This is a genomic window from Arthrobacter sp. BF1 (assembly GCF_056680215.1).
In genome coordinates, this window is the sequence record NZ_CM155271.1 from 837,854 (window position 1) to 855,185 (window position 17,332).

Here is a 17,332-nt window from a genome sequence, read left to right on the forward strand (position 1 = left end):
CATCCCCTTCGACTACTCAAGGAAGAGTCCCATGACTGCCACCTCCACTGAGACCACCACCATCAGCCACTTCATCAACGGCGCCGAGACCGCCGGCGAAGGCGACCGCACCCAGCCCGTCTACAACCCGGCCACCGGTGCCGTCTCGGCCCAGCTGCGACTGGCCAACCGGGCGGACCTGGACGCCACCGTCGCCGCGGCCCGCAAGGCCGCCGATACCTGGGGCGATATTTCCCTGGCCAAGCGCACCGCCGTGCTGTTCAAGTTCCGCGAACTCGTCGCCGCCCACGTGGATGACCTCGCCGAACTGATCACCGCCGAGCACGGCAAGGTCCTCTCCGACGCGAAGGGCGAGATCGGCCGCGGCCTGGAAGTCATCGAGTTCGCCTGCGGCATCCCGCAGCTGCTCAAGGGCGACTACTCGGACCAGGTCTCCACCGGCATCGACGTCTTCTCCTTCCGCGAACCGCTCGGCGTCGTCGCCGGCATCACCCCCTTCAACTTCCCGGTGATGGTGCCGCTGTGGATGGCCCCGATGGCCATCGCCACCGGCAACGCCTTCATCCTCAAGCCCTCCGAACGTGACCCGTCCGCCTCGATGCTGCTGGCCAAGCTCTGGAAGCAGGCCGGCCTGCCCGACGGCGTTTTCCAGGTCCTGCACGGCGACAAGGAAACCGTCGAGGGGCTCCTGACCCACCCGGACGTGGACGGCATCTCCTTCGTCGGCTCCACCCCGATCGCCCAGTACGTCCACGAGACCGCCACCAAGCACGGCAAGCGCGTCCAGGCCCTCGGCGGGGCCAAGAACCACGCCATCGTGATGCCCGACGCCGACCTCGACAACGCCGCCGACCACCTCGCCGCCGCTGCGTTCGGCTCCGCCGGCGAACGCTGCATGGCCATCTCCGTCGCGGTCGCCGTCGGTGACGCCGCAGACCTGATCGTCAAAAAGGTCGAAGAACGTGCCCTGGCCGTCAAGGTCAACAACGGCACCGTGCCCGACGCCGAAATGGGCCCGGTCATCACGCCCGCGTCCAAGGAACGCATCGTGAAGATCGTCACCGAAGCCGAGGCCGCAGGAGCGGCCATGGTGGTGGACGGCCGCGACCTCGTGGTTCCCGGCCACGAGGATGGCTTCTGGGTCGGCCCCACCGTCCTGGACCACGTCAAAACCGAAATGACCGCCTACACCGAGGAAATCTTCGGACCCGTGCTCGTCGTCGTCCGCGTCGACACCCTGGAAGACGGCATCAAGCTGATCAACTCCAACCCGTACGGCAACGGCACCGCCATCTTCACCTCCTCCGGCGCGAACGCTCGCACCTTCCAGCGCTCCGTGACCGTGGGCATGATCGGCATCAACGTGCCGCTGCCGGTCCCCGTGGCCTATCACTCCTTCGGCGGCTGGAAAGCATCCCTCTTCGGCGACAAGCACATCTACGGCCCCGAAGGCGTCTCCTTCTACACCCGCGGCAAAGTGGTCACCTCCCGCTGGCCCGAACCCACCCACGCCTCTGGAGCAAGCTACAACTTCCCCTCCAACTAACAACCACCGCCACCCTCACAACCACCATCGACTGCTCCGTAACCGCCGTTTTGAGCGTCCAAAAGGGCCATTACGGAGCAATCGATGAGAAGGAAAAGTCATGACAGACGTCGAGAACAAGCTCATCATCGGCACCGCACCCGACTCCTGGGGTGTCTGGTTCCCGGACGACCCCCAGCAAACCCCGTGGGAACGCTTCCTGGATGAAGTTGCAGAGTCCGGCTACAAGTGGATCGAGCTCGGTCCGTACGGCTACCTGCCCAACGACCCCACCCGCCTGGCTGAGGAACTCAAACAACGCGACCTCAAGGTAACCGCCGGAACGGTCTTCACCGCCTTCCACCGTGGCGCCAATCAGTACGACGAAGCCTGGGAGCCGGCCCGCAAGGTGGCCGAACTGACGGCGGCCATGGGCGGCGAACACATCGTGGTCATACCGGCCATGTGGCGTGACGATGTCACCGGCGAAGCGGTCGAAAGCGGTCAGCTCACCGAGGCGGCGTGGGCTGACCTGTTCGACGGCCACAACCGCATGGGCAAGGTTCTGCTGGAGGACTTCGGCCTGAAGCAGCAGTTCCACTCCCACGCCGACTCGCACGTTGGTGCCCAGCAGGACATCGAAACCCTGCTGGCAGCTACGGACCCGAAGTACCTGAACCTGTGCCTGGACACCGGCCACGCAGAATACTGCGGGGCATCCAGCCTGGAGCTAATCAAAAACTACCCGGACCGCATCGGCTACCTGCACTTGAAGCAGATCAACCCGGAGATCCTCAAGAAGGTCAACGAGGAAAACATGACCTGGGCCGCGGCCAACCTGGCCGGCGTTATGACCGAGCCGCCCAACGGCCTGCCCGACCTGCGTGCAGTCATCGAAGCCGTTGAAGCCCTCAACCGCCCGATCTTCGGCATCGTGGAACAGGACATGTACCCCGTTGCCTTCGACGTCCCGATGCCCATCGCCAAGCGCACCCGCAACTACCTGCTCTCCTGTGGCTCCCGCACGCGGGTCCAGTAACCAGCCGAACCTCACCAAAGGACAGAACAATGACTGACATTCTCCGCGTGGCCGTCATCGGCGCAGGCCGGATGGGAGCCGACCACATCAAGCGGCTCAGCACCCGCATCCACGGCGCCGAAGTAGCCGCCGTCGTCGACGTCGATCTTGCACGGGCGCAGGCCGCCATCGAAGGCATCGACGGCGCGGTGGCGCTCGCCAGCGCCGACGAAGCGCTCAACAACGGCGACGTCAACGCCGTGCTGATTGCCACCCCCGGCTTCCTGCACGAGGAAATCCTGTACAAGGCACTGGAGAAGGATTTTCCCATCCTCTGTGAAAAGCCGCTCACGCCCGATGCGGAGAGCGCCTGGAAGGTGGTCCAAGCCGAAACGGCACTGGGCCACAAGCGCATCCAAGTCGGTTTTATGCGACGTTTCGACGCGGAGTACGCGGCGCTGGGTTCGATCATCCGTAACAGCGAACTGGGGGAGCTGCTGATGCTGCACCACCAGCACCGCAACCCGAGCACCCCCGAGGGCTTCACCAACGAGATGCTCATCAACGACTCCGTGGTCCACGAGTTTGATGCAATCCGCTACTTCACCGGTGAGGAAATCACCTCCGTCCAGGTCCGCCTCGGCAAAGCCACACGCAATGCCCCCAACGGCCAGCACGACCCGCAGCACGTCCTGCTGGAGACCGAATCGGGTGTCCTGGCCGACGTCGAAATCTACGTCAACGCCAAGTTCGGTTACCAGGTGGCCACGCAGGCTTCGTTCGAGGACGGCATCGTCAGCATCGGCGGGGACAGCGGACCGTACATCCAGTCCGCCGGCAAGTGGGGCGGCAACGTCGCCCCGGGGTTCGAGGACCGCTTCGGTGCGGCGTACGACGTCGAGGTCCAGGCCTGGGCGGACGCCGCCCGCCGGGGCGAAATCGGCGGCCCCACCGCCTGGGACGGCTACGCCACCGCCGCCTGCTGCGAAGCCGGTGTCGAGGCACAGAAGTCGGGCGAGAAGGTCAAAGTCCAGCTCAACACCAAGCCGGCGCTGTACAGCTAACAGCCGGCCGGACCAGGGGCGGCCCGCCGGCAGCAGACCGGCAGGCCGCCTCTGCACGCAGCATCGAAGTTTCCGATCCACAAAGGAGTGACGATGAAAATCGCCCTGGACCCCACCCCGTTCCACCACAGCCACAGCCTGCTGGAATTTCCGCGCGTGGCCGCCGACCTCGGGTACAAATACCTGCAGCTGACCCCGCACGCCGACATGATCCCGTTTTACAACCACCCCAAGGCCGACGACGAACTGGTGGTCCAGCTGAACAAAGCCTGTAAGGACGCCGGTGTTGAGATCGCCTCGGTGCTTCCGGTCCTGCGCTGGTCCGGCCCGGACGAGGATGCCCGCGAGGCAGCCGTCCGCTACTGGAAGCGTGCCATCCAGATTGCCGTGGACCTCGGCGTCAGCACCATGAACACCGAATTCAGCGGCCGGCCCGAGAAAGCCGAAGAGTCCGAGCGCGCCTTCTACCGCTCCATGGAGGAACTGCTGCCGATCATCGAGCGTGAAGGAATGGACGTCCTGATCGACCCGCACCCGGACGACTTCGTCGAAGACGGCCTGGCTGCCATCCGCGTCATCCGCGGGCTCAACTCGCCCAACATCGGCATGGTCTACGTGGCCTCCCACTCGTTCCACATGGGCAACAAGCCGTTGGAGATCATGCGCGCCGCCGGTGACAAACTTCGCCTGGTCCACGTCTCGGACACCATGGACCACCACGCCTCCCACGGGCTGCGCTACATCACCAACCCGCCCGGAAACGCAGTGCGCGTCCACCAGCACCTGAAGATCGGCGACGGCGACGTCAACTGGGATGATTTCTTTGGCGGGCTCAAGGAAATCGGCTTCCTGGACAAGGACAACACCGTCATGGTGTCCAGTGTCTTTGCCGAGGACGACAACGCCGAGGACGTCTCCCGCTACCAGCTGGAGACGATGCGCAGCTACGTCGCACAGGCCAAGTAGTGGTGGGGAAGATGGACCAAAGCAACGGAACCATCACGAATCCCGGCACAGTCCAATCCGACGCACCCCGCAGCACCAAACAGAACAACCCCGCGAGGCCCGCCAATCCGAAGAAATTTATGCGGAAGGTGGCGCTCTTCTCCACCTTCGGCGGACTGCTCTTCGGTTATGACACCGGTGTCATCAACGGCGCCCTGCCGTTTATGCAGCGGGACCTCGGCCTCACCCCGTTGACCGAAGGGCTGGTCACGTCCACGCTCCTGTTCGGCGCGGCCTTCGGCGCCATCAGTGCAGGCCGGCTCTCGGACCGCTTCGGCAGGCGCAAGACCATCATGGGCCTGGCACTGATCTTCATTGTGGCCACTATCGCCTGCACCATCTCGCCGAGCACTGAACTGCTCATTGCGGCCCGGACCCTGCTGGGCCTGGCGGTGGGCGGGGCTTCCGTGATTGTCCCCGTGTACCTCGCGGAAATGTCGCCGGCGGCCCAGCGCGGCCGCATCGTCACACAAAACGAACTGATGATCGTCACCGGCCAGTTCCTGGCCTTCACGTTCAACGCCGTGCTGGGCAACCTTTTCCCCGAAGAAACGCACGTCTGGCGGTGGATGCTGGTGATCGCCACGCTCCCGGCCGTCATCCTGTGGTTCGGGATGCTGGTCTTGCCGGAGAGCCCGCGCTGGCTTGCGTCGGCCGGCCGCTTCGGAGCCGTCCTTGAGGTGCTGCGCTCCACCCGCGCCGCCGGTGACGTCTCCGCGGAGTTCGACGAGGTCCGGCAGGCAGCCCGTGAGGACTACCAGGCCAAGATGGGCACGTTCAAGGACCTCACCGTGCCGTGGATCCGCAGGATCTTCGTGGTGGGCCTCGGCATGGCCATCATCAACCAGATCAGCGGCGTCAACGCCATCATGTACTACGGGACGTCCATCCTGTCCTCGTCCGGATTCGGCGACCAGGGCGCCCTGATTGCCAACGTCCTCAACGGCATCACGTCGGTGGCTGCCGTCGTCGTCGGCATGTATCTGATGACACGGGTGCCCCGCAAACCCATGCTGATTGTGGGACTGTGCGGCACGGCGTCGTCCCTGACGGCCATCGCGCTCGTCTCCATGCTCCTGCCGGAGAGCACGTTGCGCGGCTACCTGGTGCTGCTGTTTATGGTGACGTTCCTGGCTTCCATGCAGGGCTGCATCGGCACCGTCACGTGGCTGACCATGTCCGAGATCTTCCCCATGCACGTCCGCGGCATCGCCATGGGCATCTGCGTCTTTGTGCTGTGGATGATCAACTTCCTGATCGGGTTCTTTTTCCCGCAGATGGTCTCGTGGATCGGTGTTTCGGCGACGTTCTTCATCTTCGTGGCACTGCAGCTGGGTGCCATTGTCTGGGTCAAGCGCGTCGTCCCGGAAACGAAGGACAAATCCTTGGAGGAGCTGGAGCACCTGTTCAAGCAGCGCTCCGGCGTATCCGGCTAAGGTGACGCAAGAACGCCCGACGCCGGCGGGCGTCGGGCGTTTTTTGTCTCCAGCGGGTGCGGTGCCCAGGACGCTCTCTCACTTAATGCAGGAAAACCACCATCCCTCTCTCACCCGGTGAGAGAGGGATGGTGGAAAACCCGCGTTAAGTGAGAGAGGGTGCTACAGCGCGATCACTGCTGCCTCCGCATTCGGGGCGAAGGGCTTGTCGGCCACCACGTGCACGCCTGCTTCGATGGCTTCCAGGAGCAGGTCATGGCGGGTGTGGTGCGGCGTGGTGATGGTGACCGCGTCCACGCCGGCGTCCAGCAGCTCAGCAAGGCTCCCATAAACGGGCACATCCGGGAAGTCAGCTTCCGCCTGCGCCTTTTTCGCTTCCGAGCGGGCCACAATGCCAACCAATTCCACGCCGGGGGCCGCTTCGATGAAGGGCGCGTGGAAGTATCTTCCTCCTGCTCCGTATCCAACGATGCCAATGCGCATACTTCCTTTTCCTTCTCTTGTCGGGGGAATGCTCAGGAGACACAACAGCAGGGACGCCGCGAAAGCGACGCCCCTGCTGCCAGCCCTGTGGCGTGGGTGTTTAGGCCGTCGGGTTCAGGGACGCGGCAAGTGCGGCATCAGCGTCGAGCAGGACCTTGGCTGCCACCTGCAGCCCTTCGATCCGGCCCAGGGACGTGTCCTCGTGTTCGATGTTGACCAGCATCTCCGGGTCCACCTCGTGCAGCGCCCGCAGGAACTCGGTCCAAAAGGCGGTGTCGTGTCCGCGGCCCAGGGCCACGAAGTCCCAGGCGGAGTTCTTCGGCCACTCGTTGGCCCACTCGTCGCCGCCGAGGTTGGTCCGGTTTTCCTCCGGAGCGAGCCGGCGGAAGCTGTTGTCGAGCACACCGTAGAGCGCGGCGTTCGCGGTGTTGACCCGGACGTCCTTTGCGGCAGCCTGGAAAACGAGCGGTCCGAGTTCGCGCACCACCGCTATGGGATCCATCTGCTGCCAGAACAGGTGGGAGGCATCCAGCTCGACGCCGACATGCGTGGCGCCGGTGAGTTCGATGAGTTTGTAGACGTCAGCGGTGTTGAAGACGATGTTCTGCGGATGCAGTTCCAGGGCCACCTTGACGCCGTGGTCAGCGGCGAGCCTGTCGGTTTCCTTCCAGAATTCCGCGGCAACGCCCCACTGGTAGTCCAACACATCCAGTGCCGCCGAGTTCCAGGCGTTGACCACCCAGTTGACCGTGGTGGCGCCCGGCTCGCCGCCGGGCAGGCCGGACATGGTGACCACACGGTCCTGGCCGAGGCGGTGTGCCAGCCGGATGGAGCGGCGGATGTCCTCGGCATGCTTCTCGCCGATCTCCCGCTTCGGATGCAGCGGGTTGCCGTTGCAGTTCAGGCCGGCGATCGAGACGCCGGTTCCTTCGAAGATCGCCAGATAGTCGTCCCGGGCTGCGTCGCTTGTGAGGATCTCATCGAACGTGGGGACGTGGACGGCGGGCAGGAAGCCGCCAGTGTTGATTTCGATGCCTGTCAGGCCCAGGTCCGCGATGACTTTGAGAGCCTCGGGCAGCGGACGGTCGTGCAGGATTGCGTTGTAGACGCCAAGTTTCACAGCGTGATCTTCTTTCCGTTGTTGAGCGCGGATTCGGTTACGGCGCCGAGGAGTTCCATGTTGCGTACGCCCTCGTCGAACGTGGCGCAGCGGGGCAGTGACTCCGCTTCGCTGAGGCCGGCCACCTCTTCGAGGAAAGCGCGGGCCTGGTAACCGAACGCGTCGTTCTGGCCAAAGCCGACTTCGGGGGCGTCCATGGCCAGCCCGCCGGTGATGTACGGGTGGCCCGGGCCGAGGATTACTTGGCGGTAGCCGTTCTCGTTGCCGGAGCCGTCGTTGAGGAACAGCTGGATTTCGGACGGGCGTCGCTGGTCGAACTTGGCGGCACCGTTTTCGCAGAACACCTCGAACTGCAGGCTGTTGGCGTGCCCGGCTGCGACCCGGGAAACTTCAAAGCTGCCGGCACCGTTTTCGAACTCCGCGTTGAACGCAGCGTAGTCGTCGTTCTCGACGGCTTCGAAAGTGTCGCTGACGGCAGCATGGTCGTGGCCCATAACGGCCGCAAGAGGCAGGGGGCGCTTGCCGATGACAGTGCTCAACTGCCCGCCGGTGACAGACTTGATGTCGCCGCAGAGGAACTCAGAAACATAAGCAAGGTGGCTTCCGACGTCGGCCAGCGCACCGGAACCGGGGCCGCCCTTGTAGCGCCAGCTCATAGGGGCGGACGGGCTAAATCCGTAGTCGGTCCAGTAGCGGCCACTGAAGTGCAGGACGTTGCCGAGCACGCCGTTGCGGATGAGGTCGCGGATGTAGGCGATGCCCGGCGTGCGGCGGAAGGTGAAGCCAATGCGCGCGATGGAGCTGGCGTTCCGGGCGGCCTCGGCCATGGCCCGGGCGTCTTCGATCGAGTCACTCAGCGGCTTTTCGCACAGCACGTGCTTGCCGGCGGCCAGCAGTCCCTCCACCACTTCGCGGTGCAGCGAGTTCGCAATGACAACGCTGACGACGTCGATGTCGTCAGCTTCGGCGATGGCCTGCCATGACGTGTCATGGCGCTCGTAGCCAAAGCGGCGGGCAGCGAGGGAACCGAATTCGGCGTTCACGTCACCAATGGAGACGAGGCGGACCTGGGGGAGGACCGGGCTGTAGAGGGTGGACGCTGTCCGGTAGGCCGCCGCGTGGGCCTTTCCGGCCATTCCAGCACCGATGACCGCGACGCCAAGGCTTTCAGCCATTGATTTCTCCTTTGAAATTCAGCCGCGGCGGGGACACACGACGGCTTTTTGTAGCGCTACAATTTTGTATGCTGAGTCTAAGCGTAGCCATGTCTATATGTCCTGTCAATGTTTCCGGGTGAATCCGGATTGGAAGAGAGTGCGGGCCACGAATGAGTGCGATGAGTCCCGGATCCGGGCGGCCCACCCTCTACGACGTTGCGAAACGGGCGGGGGTTTCGCCGTCGCTGGTGTCCCTGGTCCTCCGGTCGCCGGCGAAGGTCAGCGATAAGCGCCGCGAGGCTGTCCTGGCGGCGATTTCGGAGCTCGGATACCGCCCCAGCCGGGCGGCCACAACCCTGGCCAGCAGCCGGACCAAAAGCATTGGCCTGCTGATCGAGGACTACCGGAATCTGTGGTTCGTTGACCTCCTGCGGAGCATGCAGTCCGCCCTGTCTGCGCATGGGTACCACGTGACCCTCGCCGACTCGCAGCCCGGCGAAGACCGCATCAGCGACGCCGCCGACGGACTGCTGGCCATGCACGTGGACGGCCTGGTCATCGCGGCGGAACCGAGCGTTTCCATGCTGGCCCGGAGCAGGGTGCCCACCGTTGTGGCCGGCTGGCGCAGTGGTGTCCCGGAGGGGGCCGATCTGATCACCGGCGACGACGACGGCGGCGCTCGTGCCGCCGTCGAGCACCTCCTCCAGCTTGGTCACACCGGCATCGGGCACCTGTCGGGGAAGGGTGGCGCGGGCGATCATCGACGGGCGGGTTTCCGGAGCCGGATCCTGGAGGCGGGCCTCCGGGACCGAACCGTTGGCGAAGCCGGCGGCACCTCCGAGGAGGATGGTTACGCTGCCGCGGCCCACCTCCTTGAGCAGTATCCCGACACAACGGCGATCTTCGCTGCCAACGACACGATGGCGCTGGGAGCCTTGGCGGTGCTCAAAGCCCGCGGCCTTCGGGTACCGCAGGACATCTCGGTGATGGGATACGACAACTCGCCGCTGGCGCAGTCGCGGTTTTTGGACATTACATCGGTTGATAACCGCAGCGACCTCCTGGGGGCTGAGGTGGCGAACAGGCTACTGGCCAGGATCCAAGACCCAGCCATCGACCCGGAGCGGGTGCTGATTGAGCCAGTCCTGGTGCTGCGCTCCACTACGGCTCGTGCCGCGTCCTGAGTTTCATTAGCCGCCCAAGACGTCAAAACATCCTAATGTCAGGACAAAGTCTTGACTTCTGTGAGTTGAGTCACGATGATCGGTGTAGAGGGCTTTGAGCGTCTGCAGAGTGGCAGGGCCGTAACCCCGATCAAAGGAGATAAATCGTGAATAAGTTTTCGTGGCGGAAGGCGGCCCTGGTGGCGGCCGTCGTTCCGATGATGGCTCTCAGTGCTTGTTCCGGCCAAGGCGGCAAGCCTGCCGACAGCGGCAATGCCGCCGGCGGTGGACAGGCCGTCAGTACTGACCGGATGAAGGTAGCCCTCATCACCCACGCTGCGGCGGGCGATACGTTCTGGGATATTGTCCGCAAGGGTGCCGAGGAGGCTTCCGCGAAAGACAACGTGGAACTGCTCTACACCAGCGATCCCGAAGCCGGCCGCCAGGCCCAGCTCGTCCAGCAGGCCATCGACCAGAAGGTTGACGGCATTGCTGTCACCCTCGCCACCCCGGACGCGCTCAAGGATGTCCTGAAGAAAGCCACCGACGCCGGCATTCCCGTGGTGAGCCTCAACGCCGGCGAGTCTATCTCGGCTCAGCTCGGCGCATTTACCCACTTCGGTTCGAACGAGCAGCTCGCGGGCCAGGCGGTGGGCGCCAAGCTCGCCGAGCAAGGCTACAAGCACCCCGTCTGCGTCATCCAGCAGCAGGGCCACGTAGGTCTTGAGGCACGCTGTGCGGGCGTCAAGGCCAAGGTTCCGGGCACCGAGATCCTCTACGTTGACGGCAAGGACATGACCTCAGTCCAGTCCACAGCGACCGCGAAGCTTCAGGCGGCCAAGGACGCGGATGTCATTATCGGCCTCGGCGCACCGATCACCCTCACGTTGCTCAAGTCAGTCACGGATGCCGGCAGTTCATCAAAGGTAGCCAGCTTCGACCTGAACGCCGACCTTGCTCAAAAAATCGTGGATGGTGCCGTGATTTTCACCGTGGACCAGCAGCCGTGGCTTCAGGGCTACATGTCCGTTGATTCGCTCTGGCAGGCCAAGCGCGGCGGCTTCAAGCTCGGCGGCGGCCAGCCTGTTCTGACCGGTCCCACCATTGTGGACAAGTCCAACGCTTCCGACGTTCTCAAATTCGCCCAGCAGGGCGTCCGCTAGATCCAGGCTTCTGGCCGCGGGGCGGGTGACCGCCGCGCGGCCTGACCAACAAGGAGTTCTTCCTATGGCAAAGACAGCAACCCTGCCGCCGGCACCGGCTTCGGCCCCCGTGCCACGCGCCGACGAAAGAGTGGGCCAACGAAGCCCCGTCCAGAAGCTTCTGGGCCGCCCCGAGGTGGGCGCGCTCGTCGGAGCGGTGGTGCTTTTCGTCTTCTTCGCGCTGGTGTCCTCAACGTTCACCCAGCCCAACGCCCTGGCCACCATCCTGTACGGCAGTTCCACGATCGGGATCATGGCGGTGGGGGTGTCGCTGCTGATGATCGGCGGCGAGTTTGACCTCTCCACCGGTGTGGCCGTCATCAGCTCAGCACTGACGGCTTCCCTGTTCAGCTGGAACTTCTCGATGAACGCGTGGGTCGGCGTGATCCTGGCGCTCGTGGTTTCACTGGGAATCGGTTTCATCAACGGCTGGATCCTCGTGAAGACGAAACTTCCCAGCTTCATCGTCACCCTCGCGACATTCCTCATGCTGACCGGCCTGAACCTGGCCCTGACCCGACTCATCGGCGGCAGTGTGTCCTCGCCGTCCATCTCCAAGCTGGACGGCTTCGAATCCGCCCGTGCGGTGTTTGCCTCGTCCATCAGCATCGGCGGGGTCGAGGTCAAAATCACGGTGTTCTTCTGGATCATCCTCGTCGCTGTGGCGTCCTGGGTTCTGCTCCGCACCCGGGTGGGCAACTGGATCTTTGCCGTCGGCGGTGACGCTAACGCGGCCCGCGCAGTGGGTGTTCCGGTGACCAAAACCAAGATCGGCCTGTTTATGGCGGTCGGTTTCTGCGGCTGGATCCTGGGCATGCACAACCTCTTCGCTTTCGACGCCGTGCAGTCCGGCGAGGGCGTGGGCAACGAGTTCCTCTACATCATCGCCGCAGTGATCGGCGGCTGCCTCCTGACCGGCGGCTACGGCTCGGCGGTGGGCGGCGCGATCGGCGCGTTCATCTTCGGGATGGCCAACAAGGGCATCGTTTACGCCCAGTGGAACCCGGACTGGTTCAAGTTCTTCCTGGGCCTGATGCTGCTGCTGGCCACCATCGTCAACCTCATCGTCAAACGCCGCGCAGAGCTCAAGTAAGGGGCGGAACAAGAATGAATGCCAATCAGATCGACCAGCAGACCCTGCTCAAGGATGAAAAGGACCCGTTGACCCACACCCCCGTGCACCTGCTCTCGCTCGAGGGCGTCGGCAAGCATTACGGCAACATCATCGCCCTGTCCGACGTCACCATGGCGGTGGATAACGGCCGGGTCACCTGCGTGCTGGGCGACAACGGCGCGGGCAAGTCCACGCTGATCAAGATCATCGCCGGCCTGCACCAGCACGACGCCGGGGTCCTGAACATCATGGGCGAGGAACGCAAATTCTCCTCACCGAGGGATGCCCTGGACGCGGGCATCGCCACCGTCTACCAGGACCTGGCCGTGGTGCCGCTGATGCCGATTTGGCGGAACTTCTTCCTCGGCTCGGAACTGACGTCCGGCTTTGGCCCGTTCAAAAGCATGGATGTCGAGAAGATGAAGACGATCACGCTCAAGGAACTCGCCGAGATGGGCATCGACCTGCGCGATGTGGAGCAGCCCATCGGCCAGCTCTCCGGCGGTGAACGCCAGTGTGTGGCGATCGCCCGGGCCGTGTACTTCGGTGCGAAGGTGCTGATCCTGGACGAGCCGACGGCGGCGCTGGGCGTGAAGCAGTCAGGTGTGGTGCTGCGGTACATCCTGCAGGCCCGCGACCGCGGCCTCGGGGTCATCTTCATCACCCACAACCCGCACCACGCGTTCCCCGTCGGTGACCGGTTCCTGCTGCTCAAGCGCGGCAAATCGATCGGCTACTACGACAAAAAAGACATCACCCTCGACGAACTCACCGCCCAGATGGCCGGCGGCGCCGAACTGGCCGAACTCGCCCACGAACTCGAACAGCTCGGCGGCCACGGCGACGTGGTGAAAGAAGTCAAAGCCGAAGTGGCCGACGTCTCGGACAGCGCTAACGCAGGCGGCCCGAAACACGCCTAGCGGCAGCACACGGTGGGGCGCTCCGGACCCCTCCGGAGCGCCCCGCCATGTGTGCACCATCAGGTATCCACGCACGTACGATCGTTAACGAAGGGAACACCATGCCGATCCGGGTAGGCGTCATCGGCGCCGGAATCATGGGCGCGGACCACATCAGGAACCTCTCCACCAGCATCGGCGGTGCCGAAGTCACCTTTGTGGCAGATCTCGACGCCGACCGCGCCGCCGCGGCAGCACCGCCGTCGGCACGCATCACCACTGATCCATCGGAGCTGATCAACTCCAGCGAGGTGGACGCCGTCGTGGTGGCCTCCCACGATTCCACGCACGCCGGCCTTGTCCTGGAGTGCTTTGAGGCGATGACCCCGGTGCTGTGCGAAAAACCGCTGGCACCGACCCTTCTGGAAAGCCTCGAAGTGGTGGCCGCGGACGCAGACATGGTGGCCGCGACGGGAGCTTCCCTGCTTTCACTAGGCTTCATGCGGCGCTTCGACCCGGGGTACGTGGCCCTCCGGCAGGCCGTGCATGGCCGGGCGCAGGGCGAGCCCCTGATAGTCCATTGCATCAGCCGGAACGCGTCCGCGGCTCCCGGTGCCACCGCCGAATCGGCCATCACCAATTCGGCCATCCACGAGCTGGACATCATTCCCTGGCTGCTGGACTCTCCCATCACGGAAGTGTCATGGCAGGCCGGAAAGACCACCCGGCAGGCCGACGCCGGGCTGCGGGATCCCGCTTTTATGACGCTCCGCACCGCGGACGGAACCCTCACCACGCTGGAGCTGTTCCTGAATGCGCAGTATGGCTACACCACCCGCTGCGAGGTTGTTTCGGAACGGGGAACCATAGACCTCCAGGATTCGGCCATGCTGCGGATCCAGCAAGAAGGAACCCGTCAGGAGCAGATCCCGGCGGACTGGCGTCCCCGGTTTGCCGACGCCTACCGGCTGCAGCTGCAGGCGTGGATTTCCGCGCTCGCCGCCGGAGAGAAGCCTTTGCTCGCCGGCGCGCAGGACGGACTCAACGCCTCGCTCGGTGCCCAAGCCATGATCCAGTCGCTGCACAGCGACGGTGCTGCCACGAAAGTCAGCTACGCATGACCTCTAATGCACTCCCACAGTCCCGCGTCCCCGACTCCCGAGATGCCCCTGTTTTGCGCTGGGGAATCATGGGCCCGGGCTGGATTGCCGAACGCTTCACCGAATCGATCCAGGCGCACACCGGGCAGGTAATCGCCGCCGTCGGGTCCCGTTCGCTGAGCCGGTCCAAGGCCTTCGCGGACACCTTCGACGTGCCTGCGGCGTACGGCAGCTATGAGGAGCTGGCCGCCGCCCCGGACATCGACATCGTCTACGTGTGCACGCCCCACACCGGCCACCACGCGGCCGCGGTGCTGGCCATCGACGCCGGCAAACACGTCCTGATCGAAAAACCGATCGGGCTCAATGCGGACCAGGCGCGGGACATCGCCGCCCGGGCCGAGACCGCCGGGGTCTTCGCCGCAGAGGCAATGTGGACGTTCTTCCTGCCCAAGTTTGATGTGATCCGGCAGATCATCGAAGCCGGCACTCTGGGTACCATTACTACGGTTGTCGCGGAGTACGGCGAGCACTTCGAGCCCTCCCACCGCATCTTCAATCCCGAACTGGCCGGCGGCCCGCTGCTTGATCTGGGCACCTACCCGCTGGCCCTGGTCACCGAGGTGCTGGGCAGCCCGCAGCAACTGGCCGCCATCGGGCAGCCCCACGAGTCCGGGGTCAACGCCCAGCTGTCCGCCGTCATACAGTTCGACGGCGGCGCCCAGGCTGTGGTGAACACCCATGTTCACAACTTCACGCCCACCGCCGCCATAGTGGTGGGGTCCGAAGCAACGCTGACCATCGACGGGCCTTTCAACATGCCCGGCGGGTTCGAGGTCCGCTTCCCTGACGGCACACGCCTGCGCCACAACGAACCTGCCGGCGGCCACTTCGAAGGACTGCACTATGAGGCCGCGGCGGTGGCGCGGGCGATTGCCGCAGGCAACACGGAAGTGAAACAACGATCGCTGGCGGCCTCCATCCGCACGCTGGAAGTGGCCGATGAGATCCGCCGCCAGCTCGGGGTTGTGTTCCCCGGCGAAGCGGCCACTCCGGTCCGCACCGCCCGGCACTGACGCACCACAACCAACGAGACCACCCGCACGCCACTGATCCACTCAAACGCTAGGACCCACCCGAAAGGACAAGCCATGGCTTACCTCGCACAGAACCCCGTTCCCGTCCCGGCACCGGTCCGCATCGGACTTATCGGTTCGGGCTGGATGGGCGCATTCCACGCCGGAAGCATTGCCCGCCGTGTCCCCGATGCCGTGCTCGCCGCCATCGCCGACCCCAACCTCGAATCCGCCGGGGCGCTTGCAGCATCGCTCGGCACGGCCAAGGTCACCGCCAGCGCGGATGACATCTTGGCCGATCCCGAGATCGATGCCGTGATCATCGCCAGCCCGGCCCGCTTCCACGCAGCCCTGATCAGCCAGGCCGCCGCGGCCGGAAAGCACGTGTTCTGCGAGAAGCCCGCCGGCCAGGGCCTGGACGAGCTCGACGCCGCAATCGCCGCTGTGGAGGCGGCCGGCGTGCACTTCCAGATTGGCTTCAACCGCCGGTACGCGGAGGACTTTCAGGCCGCCAAGAAGGACCTCGCGGCCGGCACCGCCGGTCAACCGCAGCTGTTGCGCTCGCTGACCCGCGATCCGGGCAACGGCAGCATCCCGAACGCGGCGAGGGTCCCCGCCTGGACCATCTTCCTGGAAACCCTCATCCACGACTTCGACACCCTGAACTGGTTCAACGAAGGGGCCGAGCCGGTGGAGGTCTACGCCATCGCCGATGCGCTGGTGGAGCCCGGGCTGCGGGACCAGGGTTTCCTGGACACGGCTGTGGTGACCATCCGCTACAGCAACGGTGCCATCGCCGTGGCCGAGGCAAACTTCAGCGCCCTCTACGGCTACGACGTCCGTGGCGAGGTCTTCGGCTCCAAGGGCATGGTCCAGGCCGGCCGTTCCACAGAAACTGCAGCCCGCCGCTACACCGCCGACGGCCTTGCGGCAGACACCCCGCGGCTCAATGTGGAGCTCTTCCGGGACGCCTACACGGATGAACTCGCAGACTTCGCCGCTGTGGTGAGGTCCCGGCGCGACGGTACGCCGCCGCCGTCGGGCGATTTCACCCTCACGCCTGGAACCGCAGACGCCCGCCGTGCCCTTTCCATGGCACTGGCCTGCATCGACTCCGTCAAACAGGGCGGCCCTGTTGCTGTCCCCGCGGCCGCTAAGGCAGGAGTCTGATGCGGCTGGCCGTTTGCGCGGAGATTTTCTTCACCGACCTGCCGTTTGCCGAACGGGTGCAGCGCATCCACGACGCCGGGTTCGACGTGGAGCTGTGGGACTCCCGCACCAAGGACCTGGAGGCGCTCAAGGCAACCGGCGCGGTCTTTTCCTCGATGACGGGATACACCGCCGGCAGCCTGGTGGATCCCGACACCGCCGACGACGTGGTCCGGACCGCGGCGACCCTGATCCCCACTGCCCTGGAGCTCGGTGTCAGCCGCCTGGTGGTGCACTCTGCCGAACTGGTGGACGGGAAAGCGGCACGGCCCGTCTTCCGTTCCACCGGCCGCATGTGGAGCACCGGGGCCCGGACCCTGGCACGCCTCGGCGCGCTGGGGGAGGAACACCAGGTGACGTTCTGCCTGGAGAACCTCAACACCGTACTGGACCATCCCGGCATCCCGCTGGCCCGCGCCAAGGACACCCTGGCCCTGGTGGAAGCCGCCGCGCACCCCAACGTGAAGCTCATGCTGGACCTCTACCACGCACAACTGGGGGAGGGGAACCTGATTGAACTGGTGCGGACCGCTCTGCCGCACATCGGCGAAATCCAGGTGGCGGATGTGCCGGGCCGCTGTGAGCCCGGCACCGGTGAAATCAATTACCAGGCAGTCGCCCGGGCGCTCGCCGAGGCCGGCTATGACGGAACCGTCGGCCTGGAAGCCTGGGCCAGCGGCGACAGCGACGCGGCGCTGGACGCGTTCCGGGCGGCCTTCACCCTCCATCCGGCGCCCCTTCAGCCCGCCACAATCCATTAG

The 17,332-nt window shown here is 64.9% G+C and carries 16 protein-coding genes; 13 read left to right on the forward strand and 3 right to left on the reverse strand.

The annotated features are described in order from the left end of the window. Window positions 1–31: 31 nt before the first annotated feature. The 5 genes from AC1MCD_RS04020 to AC1MCD_RS04040 all read left to right on the forward strand — a co-directional run bounded on the left by AC1MCD_RS04020 (window position 32) and on the right by AC1MCD_RS04040 (window position 6,048). Window positions 32–1,546 carry a CoA-acylating methylmalonate-semialdehyde dehydrogenase gene (locus tag AC1MCD_RS04020; RefSeq protein ID WP_498676063.1) on the forward strand — a complete coding sequence of 505 codons (1,515 nt, stop codon included), beginning with the start codon at window positions 32–34 and terminating at the stop codon, window positions 1,544–1,546. 100 nt (window positions 1,547–1,646) lie between these two features. Beyond that, the gene (locus AC1MCD_RS04025; protein WP_498676065.1) at window positions 1,647–2,564 is read left to right on the forward strand and encodes a sugar phosphate isomerase/epimerase family protein; all 918 of its coding nucleotides are present in this window, start codon (window positions 1,647–1,649) and stop codon (window positions 2,562–2,564) included. Window positions 2,565–2,593: 29 nt separating this feature from the next. Next, entirely contained in the window at window positions 2,594–3,607 is a 1,014-nt protein-coding gene (locus tag AC1MCD_RS04030) for a Gfo/Idh/MocA family protein (protein WP_498676067.1), read from the forward strand. Between the two features lie 93 nt (window positions 3,608–3,700). Continuing rightward, the gene (locus tag AC1MCD_RS04035; RefSeq protein ID WP_498676068.1) at window positions 3,701–4,573 is read left to right on the forward strand and encodes a sugar phosphate isomerase/epimerase family protein; all 873 of its coding nucleotides are present in this window, start codon (window positions 3,701–3,703) and stop codon (window positions 4,571–4,573) included. Window positions 4,574–4,584: 11 nt separating this feature from the next. Then, window positions 4,585–6,048 carry a sugar porter family MFS transporter gene (locus tag AC1MCD_RS04040; protein WP_498676069.1) on the forward strand — a complete coding sequence of 488 codons (1,464 nt, stop codon included), beginning with the start codon at window positions 4,585–4,587 and terminating at the stop codon, window positions 6,046–6,048. A gap of 162 nt (window positions 6,049–6,210) precedes the next feature. On the opposite strand, the gene AC1MCD_RS04045 is transcribed toward AC1MCD_RS04040, so the two are convergent. The 3 genes from AC1MCD_RS04045 to AC1MCD_RS04055 form a co-directional block, all read right to left on the reverse strand. After that, entirely contained in the window at window positions 6,211–6,531 is a 321-nt protein-coding gene (locus AC1MCD_RS04045) for a Gfo/Idh/MocA family protein (protein ID WP_498676071.1), read from the reverse strand. A 100-nt stretch (window positions 6,532–6,631) separates the two neighbouring features. Then, on the reverse strand, window positions 6,632–7,651 hold the full coding sequence (locus AC1MCD_RS04050; RefSeq protein ID WP_498676073.1) for a sugar phosphate isomerase/epimerase family protein: 1,020 nt from the start codon (window positions 7,649–7,651) through the stop codon (window positions 6,632–6,634). Then, window positions 7,648–8,826, reverse strand: a complete 1,179-nt coding sequence (locus tag AC1MCD_RS04055; protein WP_498676074.1) for a Gfo/Idh/MocA family protein — start codon at window positions 8,824–8,826, stop codon at window positions 7,648–7,650. Before AC1MCD_RS04055 ends, AC1MCD_RS04050 begins: the two co-directional genes overlap by 4 nt. Window positions 8,827–8,987: 161 nt before the next feature. Between AC1MCD_RS04055 and AC1MCD_RS04060 the strand changes: the two genes are divergently transcribed. The 8 genes from AC1MCD_RS04060 (at window position 8,988) to AC1MCD_RS04095 (ending at window position 17,332) form a co-directional block, all read left to right on the forward strand. Continuing rightward, a complete protein-coding gene (locus tag AC1MCD_RS04060) occupies window positions 8,988–9,992 on the forward strand; it encodes a LacI family DNA-binding transcriptional regulator (RefSeq protein ID WP_498676076.1) in 1,005 nt (334 codons plus the stop codon). Window positions 9,993–10,138: 146 nt separating this feature from the next. Further along, window positions 10,139–11,134 carry a substrate-binding domain-containing protein gene (locus AC1MCD_RS04065; protein ID WP_498676079.1) on the forward strand — a complete coding sequence of 332 codons (996 nt, stop codon included), beginning with the start codon at window positions 10,139–10,141 and terminating at the stop codon, window positions 11,132–11,134. 64 nt (window positions 11,135–11,198) lie between these two features. After that, on the forward strand, window positions 11,199–12,266 hold the full coding sequence (locus tag AC1MCD_RS04070; protein WP_498676083.1) for an ABC transporter permease: 1,068 nt from the start codon (window positions 11,199–11,201) through the stop codon (window positions 12,264–12,266). 14 nt (window positions 12,267–12,280) lie between these two features. Further along, the gene (locus AC1MCD_RS04075; RefSeq protein WP_498676085.1) at window positions 12,281–13,207 is read left to right on the forward strand and encodes an ATP-binding cassette domain-containing protein; all 927 of its coding nucleotides are present in this window, start codon (window positions 12,281–12,283) and stop codon (window positions 13,205–13,207) included. Window positions 13,208–13,308: 101 nt separating this feature from the next. Then, a complete protein-coding gene (locus tag AC1MCD_RS04080) occupies window positions 13,309–14,307 on the forward strand; it encodes a Gfo/Idh/MocA family oxidoreductase (protein WP_498676086.1) in 999 nt (332 codons plus the stop codon). Further along, window positions 14,304–15,362: a Gfo/Idh/MocA family protein gene (locus AC1MCD_RS04085; protein ID WP_498676088.1), complete on the forward strand. Its 1,059-nt coding sequence runs from the start codon at window positions 14,304–14,306 to the stop codon at window positions 15,360–15,362. Before AC1MCD_RS04080 ends, AC1MCD_RS04085 begins: the two co-directional genes overlap by 4 nt. 75 nt (window positions 15,363–15,437) lie before the next feature. Beyond that, complete coding sequence (locus AC1MCD_RS04090) at window positions 15,438–16,532, forward strand: Gfo/Idh/MocA family oxidoreductase (protein WP_498676090.1); 1,095 nt, start codon at window positions 15,438–15,440, stop codon at window positions 16,530–16,532. Further along, window positions 16,532–17,332 (forward strand): TIM barrel protein, encoded by an 801-nt coding sequence (locus AC1MCD_RS04095; protein ID WP_498676092.1) that lies wholly within the window; start codon window positions 16,532–16,534, stop codon window positions 17,330–17,332. The genes AC1MCD_RS04090 and AC1MCD_RS04095 overlap by 1 nt, the downstream gene beginning before the upstream one ends.